At 68.5% G+C, this 6,677-nt stretch carries 5 protein-coding genes; all 5 read left to right on the plus strand.

The annotated features are described in order from the left end of the window. Positions 1-94: 94 nt before the first annotated feature. Complete coding sequence (chvE, locus tag ABTY20_RS19965; protein WP_351998337.1) at positions 95-1,204, plus strand: multiple monosaccharide ABC transporter substrate-binding protein; 1,110 nt, start codon at positions 95-97, stop codon at positions 1,202-1,204. Between the two features lie 32 nt (positions 1,205-1,236). Next, the gene (gene mmsA, locus ABTY20_RS19970; protein WP_351998338.1) at positions 1,237-2,787 is read left to right on the plus strand and encodes a multiple monosaccharide ABC transporter ATP-binding protein; all 1,551 of its coding nucleotides are present in this window, start codon (positions 1,237-1,239) and stop codon (positions 2,785-2,787) included. Next, positions 2,784-4,031: a multiple monosaccharide ABC transporter permease gene (gene mmsB, locus ABTY20_RS19975; protein WP_351998339.1), complete on the plus strand. Its 1,248-nt coding sequence runs from the start codon at positions 2,784-2,786 to the stop codon at positions 4,029-4,031. The genes mmsA and mmsB overlap by 4 nt, the downstream gene beginning before the upstream one ends. Before the next feature lie 55 nt (positions 4,032-4,086). After that, positions 4,087-5,238 (plus strand): aldose epimerase family protein, encoded by a 1,152-nt coding sequence (locus tag ABTY20_RS19980; RefSeq protein WP_351998340.1) that lies wholly within the window; start codon positions 4,087-4,089, stop codon positions 5,236-5,238. 158 nt (positions 5,239-5,396) lie between these two features. Then, the coding region (locus tag ABTY20_RS19985; RefSeq protein WP_351998341.1) for a pyridoxal phosphate-dependent aminotransferase at positions 5,397-6,677 on the plus strand (1,281 nt) is incomplete at its 3' end.

A 6,677-nucleotide genomic window follows, 5' to 3' on the forward strand; every position in this document is an offset into this window, starting at 1 on the left:
TCGCACACACCTCTTTCCCGGTCGCCCGACTCCGCCTCCCGGAAGCGCCTCGCCCGTCCGGACCGACCCCGCACCCACATCAAGGATGATGACCATGCGTAACCGCAGAGCCGCACTCGCCGCCGTCGCCTCGGCCGCCACCCTCGCCCTCACCCTGACCGCCTGCGGCCAGAACAGCGAGGGCGGCAGCGAGGAGGAGAAGGGCGGCGCGCAGGGAGCCACCGTCGGCATCGCGATGCCGACCAAGTCCTCCGAGCGCTGGATCGCCGACGGCGCCAACGTCGAGAAGGAGCTGAAGGCCAAGGGGTTCAAGACCAAGCTGGTCTTCGGCGAGGACGACCCGGACCAGCAGGTCTCCCAGATCGAGAACATGATCACGCAGGGTGTGGACGCCCTGATCGTGGCGGCGATCGACAACAAGTCCCTGGGCAACGTCCTGCAGCAGGCCAAGGACGCCGACATCCCGGTCGTCTCCTACGACCGGCTGATCCTCGGCACGGAGAACGTCGACTACTACGCCTCCTTCGACAACGAGAAGGTCGGCGAGCTGCAGGGCGGCTACATCGTCGACAAGCTGGGGCTGAAGGCCGGCAAGAAGGGCCCCTTCAACATCGAGCTGTTCGCCGGCTCCAACGACGACAACAACACCCGGTACTTCTTCCAGGGCGCGATGAACGTCCTGAAGCCGTACATGGACAAGGGCCAGCTGGTCGTCCGCTCCAAGCAGACCGACCTCAACCAGGTCACCACGCTGCGCTGGGACGGCGGCACCGCGCAGAAGCGCATGGACGACCTGCTCACCTCCAGCTACCGCAACGCCCGGGTCGACGCGGTGCTCTCGCCCTACGACGGCATCTCCATCGGCATCCTGTCCGCCCTGAAGTCGGACGGCTACGGCTCCGGCAGCAAGGCCATGCCCGTCGTCACCGGCCAGGACGCCGAGGTCGCCTCGCTGAAGTCGATCATCTCGGGACAGCAGACCCAGACCGTCTTCAAGGACCTGCGCGAGCTCGCCAAGGTCGCCGCGAACATGGTCGACGCGGTCCTGGACGACAAGAAGCCCGAGGTCAACGACACCAAGTCGTACGACAACGGCTCCAAGGTCGTCCCCGCCTACCTGCTGCAGCCGGTCAGCGTCGACAAGTCCAACTACAAGCAGGTCCTGGTCGACGGCGGCTACTACACCGAGGACCAGCTCAAGTAACCGGGCCCCTTCAAGGATTGGAAGGCACGACCATGGCGGGACCCGTCCTGGAAATGCGCTCGATCGTCAAGACCTTTCCCGGCGTCAAGGCGCTGTCGGACGTCACACTGACCGTCCGCAAGGGCGAGGTCCACGCCATCTGCGGTGAGAACGGCGCCGGCAAGTCGACCCTCATGAAGGTCCTCTCCGGCGTCCACCCGCACGGCAGCTACGAGGGGGACATCCTCTTCGAGGGGGAGCCCTGCGAGTTCAAGGACATCCGGGCCAGCGAGCAGCGCGGCATCGTCATCATCCACCAGGAACTGGCGCTGTCGCCGTTCCTCTCCCTCGCCGAGAACATCTTCCTCGGCAATGAGCACGCCACACGCGGGTTCATCAACTGGAACGCCACCCTCAAGCACGCCACCGAACTGCTGCGCCGGGTCGGTCTGTCCGACCACCCGGACACCCGCGTCGCCGACATCGGCGTGGGCAAGCAGCAGCTGGTGGAGATCGCGAAGGCGCTCTCGAAGAAGGTGAAGCTGCTCATCCTCGATGAGCCGACCGCGGCCCTGAACGACGAGGACAGCGACAAGCTCCTCGATCTGATCCTGGAGTTGAAGGAACAGGGCATCACCTCGATCATCATCTCCCACAAGCTCAACGAGATCCGCAAGGTCGCCGACTCGGTGACGATCCTGCGGGACGGGCGGACCATCGAGACGCTCGACGTGAAGGCCGCGGAGACCAGCGAGGACCGGATCATCTCCGGCATGGTCGGCCGCGACCTGGAGCACCGCTTCCCGGAGCGCTCCCCGCACCAGCCGGAGGAGGGCGCCGCCCCGGCCCTGGAGATCCGCAACTGGACCGTGCACCACCCGATCGACCAGCAGCGCAAGGTCGTCGACGACGTGTCCCTCGAGGTGCGGCGCGGTGAGATCGTCGGCATCGCCGGCCTGATGGGCGCGGGCCGTACCGAGCTCGCGATGAGCATCTTCGGCCGCACCTACGGCCGGTACGCCGCCGGCACGGTCCTCAAGGACGGCACGGAGATCCGTACGAGGACCGTCCCCGAGGCGGTCGGGCACGGCATCGCGTACGTCACCGAGGACCGCAAGCACTTCGGGCTGAACCTCATCGACACCATCAACCGCAACATCTCGCTCAGCTCCCTGAAGAAGGTCGCCCGGCGCGGTGTGGTGGACGAGCACGAGGAGCGGCAGGTCGCCGAGGGCTTCCGGAAGTCGATGAACATCAAGGCCCCGACGGTGTTCGAGCCGGTGGGCAAGCTGTCCGGCGGCAACCAGCAGAAGGTCGTGCTCAGCAAGTGGATCTTCGCGGGTCCCGATGTGCTGATCCTCGACGAGCCGACGCGCGGCATCGACGTCGGCGCCAAGTACGAGATCTACACGGTCATCGACAAGCTGGCCGCCGAGGGCAAGGCGGTCGTCTTCATCTCCTCCGAGCTGCCCGAACTGCTCGGCATGTGCGACCGCATCTACACGATGGCCGCAGGAAGGCTGACCGGTGAGTTCTCGCGGGCCGAGGCCTCCCAGGAATCGCTGATGCGTCAGATGACGAAGGACAAAGAGGTATCCCGATGAGCAGCACCGAAGTCACCGGCAAGACCCCGGCGGCCGCGCCGCCGGGCAGGGACGGGGCGGGCGGCGGTGACGGCCTGCTCCAGCTGATGCTGGACGGCATGCGCCGCAACATGCGCCAGTACGGCATGCTGATCGCCCTCGGCCTCATCGTGGCGCTCTTCGCGGTGTGGACCGACGGCGACCTGCTGCTGCCGCGCAACGTGTCCAACCTGGTGCTGCAGAACAGCTACATCCTGATCCTCGCGATCGGCATGATGCTGGTCATCATCGCGGGCCACATCGACCTGTCGGTCGGCTCGCTGACGGCGTTCGTCGGCTCGATGGCCGCCGTCTTCATGGTGAAGAACGACCTGCCGTGGCCGGTCGCGGTGATCCTCTGTCTGGCCGTGGGCGCGCTGGCCGGCGCGATACAGGGCTGGTTCATCGCCTACGGCGGCATACCGTCGTTCATCGTGACCCTCGCGGGCATGCTGACCTTCCGCGGTCTCACCGAGATCTTCCTGGAGGGCCAGACCCTCGGCCCGTTCCCCAAGGGTCTGCAGACGGTCGCCAACGGCTTCATGCCGGAGGTCGGCCCGGAGACCAACTACCACAACCTCACCCTGCTCCTCGGCTTCGCGCTGATCGCGCTCGTGGTCCTCCAGGAGGTCCGCGACCGCCGCCGCCAGAAGGAGTTCGACCTCGACGTCCTGCCCGCCAAGCTGTTCCTGCTGAAGCTCGTCGCGCTCGGCTCCGCCATCCTGGTCGTGACGATGCTGCTGGCCAGCTACAAGGGCGCCCCGATCGTGCTGCTGATCCTCGGCGCGCTGCTCGTCGGCTTCGGCTACGTGATGCGCAACGCCGTCATCGGCCGCCACATCTACGCCATCGGCGGCAACCTGCCCGCGGCCAAGCTGTCCGGCGTGCGGGACAAGAAGGTCACCTTCCTGGTCTTCCTGAACATGGGCATGCTCGCGGCCCTGGCGGGTCTGGTCTTCGCCGCCCGCTTCAACGCGGCCTCTCCCAAGGCCGGCCTCAACTTCGAGCTGGAGGCCATCGCCGCCTCGTTCATCGGCGGCGCGTCGATGAGCGGCGGCGTCGGCACGGTCCTCGGCGCGATCATCGGCGGCCTGGTCCTGGGCGTGCTGAACAACGGTATGAACCTCGTCGGCATCGGCACCGACTGGCAGCAGGTCATCAAGGGCCTGGTCCTGCTGGCGGCGGTCGGCTTCGACGTGTGGAACAAGCGCAAGTCCGGTTCGTAAGTCAGCTCGGGCCCCGTCGGACGGCGGGGCCCCTTCCTTCTCGGGAGCCGCACGGATGGAACTGAACAGACGCACGGTCATCGCAGGAGCCGCGGCGACCGGGGTCGCCGCCACCTCCCTGGGCGGGACGGCGCACGCCTCGCCGGGCAGGGGGAAGCCGGTGAAGTCGCTCTTCGGCAGGCTCGCGGACGGCACCAAGGTCCACAGCTGGTCGCTGGAGAACGGCGGCACGCGGATGAAGGTCCTCTCCTACGGCGGCGTCGTCCAGTCCCTGGAGATCCCCGACCGCCGCGGCCGGTACGCCAACGTCTCCCTCGGCTTCGGCACCGTCGAGGAGTACGTCGCCTCCAGCCCCTACTTCGGCGCCCTGATCGGCCGCTACGGCAACCGCATCGACCAGGGCCGCTTCACCCTCGACGGACAGCAGTACCAGCTCTCCGTCAACGACGGCGAGAACAGCCTGCACGGCGGCTCGCAGGGCTTCGACAAGCGGGTCTGGGACGTCGAGCCGTTCACCCGGGGCTCCGACGTCGGCCTGCACCTGTACCACACGAGCGTCGACGGCGAGATGGGCTACCCGGGCACGCTGCGCGCGAAGGTGACGTACACCCTCACCCGCGACGGCGACTGGCGCATCGACTACGAGGCCACCACCGACAAGGCCACCGTCGTCAACCTCACCAGCCACGTCTACTGGAACCTCGCCGGCGAGGGCAGCGGCTCCGTGTACGACCACGAGCTGTCCATCGCCGCCTCCCGCTACACGCCGGTCGACTCGGGGCTGATCCCCACGGGCGAACTGGCCCGGGTCGCGGCCACCCCCTTCGACTTCCGCCGGGCCAAGCCGATCGGCCGGGACATCCGCACCGCTCACCAGCAGGTGCTGTACGGGCAGGGCTTCGACCACAACTGGGTGCTCGACAAGGGCATCACCCGCCGTCCCGAACACGTCGCCACCCTGCGCGACCCGTCCTCCGGCCGCACCCTGCGGATCGCGACGAACGAGCCGGGCCTGCAGTTCTACTCCGGCAACTTCCTCGACGGCACCCTGGTCGGCTCCGGCGGCCGGGTCTACCGGCAGGGCGACGGGCTGTGCCTGGAGACCCAGCACTTCCCGGACGCGCCGAACCAGCCGTCGTTCCCGTCGACCGTGCTGCGGCCGGGGCAGACGTACCGGACGACGACGGTCCACTCGTTCGGGGCATGAGTCCCGGGGAAGCGCCGCCGTCACATCTTCCTCACATCGGCTGAACGGCGGCGCGCCCCGCTCCGTACTCCCGGGTGGCCCGTGCTCCCCCGCGCGGGCCACCCAGGCATGACGGGCCCGGCCCCCTCCCCGACGGGTCCGTCGCACACGGAGGACCCATGGCCGACAACGTCACCTCGTTGTTCCGCAGCACCGCGGCGCACAGCCCGTCGATGGCGGCGCTGACGCGGGAGGGCGACGGGGCCGGCCCGGTGGACTTCTGCATCCCCTGCAACCCGTACTTCCCCACCCCCGCCATGTTCGAGGAGCTGGCGGGCCGGCTGCGCGACATCATCACGTACTACCCGAGCAGCGCCGACACCATCACCGCCGAACTGTGCGGTCTGCTCCGACTGCCGCCGCAGTGCGTGGCGATGGGCAACGGCTCCACGGAGCTGATCACCTGGATCGACCACCTCCTGGTCCGTGAGTCCCTCGCCGTCCCCGTCCCCACCTTCGGCCGCTGGACCGACCAGCCCATGGAGACCGGCAAACGGGTCGACATGTTCCCCCTCCAGGAGGCCGGCGGCTTCGCCCTCGACCTGGCGCAGTACGCGGAGTTCGTCCGGGCCAGGGGCACCCGGGTGGCGGTGGTCTGCAACCCCAACAACCCCGACGGCGGCTTCCTGCACAAGCACGCGGTCGTGCAGTTCATGGACGCCATGGCCGACCTGGACCTGGTGGTGATCGACGAGTCCTTCCTGGAGTTCGCCGACGCGGAGAACGAGCCGAGCGTGGCGCAGGAGGCGATGCTGCGCCCCAACGTCATCGTGCTGCGCAGCCTCGGCAAGAACTTCGGCCTGCACGGTGTCCGCTTCGGCTACCTGGTCGCCAACCCCGCGCTCGCGGGGAAGGTGCGCGCGATGCTCCCCAAGTGGAACCTCAACTCCTTCGCCGAGCACGTGGTGTTCATGCTGAAGGAGCACGGCGCCGAGTACGCCCGCAGCCTGCACCAGGTGCGCCGCGACCGGATGGACATGTCCGGCCGGCTCTCCTCGCTGCCCGGACTGACGGTCTACCCGTCCCAGGGCAACTTTCTCTTCGTGCGCCTCCCCGTGGGCGCCGAGGGCACCGTGGTCCGGGACCGGATGCTCACCGAGCACCGGATCCTGGTCCGCGAGTGCGGCAACAAGATCGGCTCCTCCAGCCGCTTCCTGCGTCTCGTGGTACGTCCCCAGGTGGACGTGCGCCGCCTGGTCTCCGGCCTGGAGCAGGTGCTCTACGGGACGCCCCGGAGAGGGGCCGCCGTGCCCGAGCAGGCCGCGTGGACCGGTTACAGCTCGGGTACGGCGGCCGTGGACCGCCTGGTGAGCCGGACCAACGGGGCGGGCACCCGGGGGCTCGCCGCCCGGGCCGCCGGTGCCGGCGCCCCAGGGGCCGTCGCCGCTCCGGCCGTCGGC

The organism is Streptomyces sp. NPDC126497 (assembly GCF_040302425.1).
Lineage (GTDB): Bacteria > Actinomycetota > Actinomycetes > Streptomycetales > Streptomycetaceae > Streptomyces.

Bases quoted from the DNA above. Each gene is read 5' to 3' on its own strand.
- chvE (WP_351998337.1), top strand. From the start codon at position 95: ATGCGTAACCGCAGAGCCGCACTCGCCGCCGTCGCCTCGGCCGCCACC.
- mmsA (WP_351998338.1), top strand. From the start codon at position 1,237: ATGGCGGGACCCGTCCTGGAAATGCGCTCGATCGTCAAGACCTTTCCC.
- mmsB (WP_351998339.1), top strand. From the start codon at position 2,784: ATGAGCAGCACCGAAGTCACCGGCAAGACCCCGGCGGCCGCGCCGCCG.
- ABTY20_RS19980 (WP_351998340.1), top strand. From the start codon at position 4,087: ATGGAACTGAACAGACGCACGGTCATCGCAGGAGCCGCGGCGACCGGG.